A 1330-nucleotide genomic window follows, 5' to 3' on the forward strand; every position below is an offset into this window, starting at 1 on the left:
CGCAGTCGCACGGGGTCAAAATAATTGGCATTGACAATGTGCACGCTGTTGAGTTCTCAAGGACCAGACGCACCCCCCACTCGACTCCACGAAGGAGCTCCGCCAGAGGGGCTTGGATTCTCGACACCATCCGCCGAACCTTGCAGCTCGTCAGGGCGGTGGTTGGTTGCCGAGCGGGACCCCGTCCGGACTGCATCTCCAGGTACTCGCCCTGGTGACCGTCTCGGCCGTTCCGTTCTCCGCCTCAGCGGCAACGAGGTACAACCTTACACGGAGGTGAACGCGCTGCCAAGTGGGGCCACATCCCGGGCGTGTCGGGCGATGAGCGGACGCGTTGCAGCGTTGCGACCGACCCACTCCTCGCGCGGTTCTCCGCTGCTTCCATCGACGGTCGGGAGCTCGAGTGCAGTCGCCATCTCTTCGATGACGGCGTTCGGCAACCCGTCGGCCGCGCGCCGGCGTCCCGTCCTGCGGAAGCCGTGGCGAGCGTAGAGGCCCCGCGCCGGCGCACCGTCCGGAGCGCAGTCCACCCACAGTCGGATCGACGGGGCACGGAGGGCGGCCCAGCTGAGGACGTCCGCGAGGAGCGCGTCCGCCACGCCGTTCGCCCGGCCGCGCCCTCGAGGACGGACGAACACCCCCGTGAGCAGCGCGGCAGGCTCCTCGTCAGCCGGCAGCTGAGCGGCCATGATCCCCAGCCACGCCCCGTCCTCCGCGACTGCCACGACAGCAGTGGTGTCCCGCCCGGTACCGCGCCGCGCCCGCAGCCGCCAGTCGTCCTCGGTCATCGCGAGGGTGGTCCGGAGGTCGGCGCCGTACGACACCGGGTTCTCCGCCGCGTTCTCGAGCCGGAGCGCTCGCACCGACCGCCAGTCCTGCTCGACCGTGCTCCGCACGACGTACCGGAGACCCGGGAGACCGGCCCGCCCCAGGAGGAGGGGCACGCCGGTCGCCGACCACCACGAGGGCGACACGTGCCCGGAAGACATCCCGCCGTGTGCGAAGCGCTCGACGAACACCCCTGCGCCGGCGTCTCCCGACATCGCACGACCGACCTCCGCCGCAAAGCCCCGCCGCAGCATGCCGTCGAGCTCGCCTCGTGTGCTCGGGAGTCTGACGTGCACGAACCGCTCACCGAGAGCTCGCCAGAGCCACGGGTCGCCGCGCAAGCCCCACTGGTCAGGCTCGTCCCGGAACAGATCACCGACGTGTCGTGCCACGTTCTGATGGTGGCCGATCGTGCGGGATCGCGCCACCGCGCGATCGCCGCTGCGCTCGCCCGCACGGCCCGAGCAGTCGAGGGCGGTGGCGGTGTGCGGGTCGGCCCGGA

2 protein-coding genes are annotated in these 1330 nt (G+C 71.0%); one reads left to right on the forward strand and one right to left on the reverse strand.

Annotation, left to right across the window (positions count from 1 at the left end; genetic code table 11):
* Positions 1 to 266 precede the first annotated feature (266 nt).
* A complete protein-coding gene (locus Q9R28_RS16800; RefSeq protein ID WP_311206670.1) occupies positions 267 to 944 on the reverse strand; it encodes a GNAT family N-acetyltransferase in 678 nt (225 codons plus the stop codon).
* A gap of 174 nt (positions 945 to 1118) precedes the next feature.
* Between Q9R28_RS16800 and Q9R28_RS16805 the strand changes: the two genes are divergently transcribed.
* The coding region (locus Q9R28_RS16805) for a hypothetical protein (protein ID WP_311206671.1) at positions 1119 to 1330 on the forward strand (212 nt) is incomplete at its 3' end.

Source organism: Curtobacterium sp. BRD11, from assembly GCF_031844345.1.
GTDB lineage: Bacteria > Actinomycetota > Actinomycetes > Actinomycetales > Microbacteriaceae > Curtobacterium.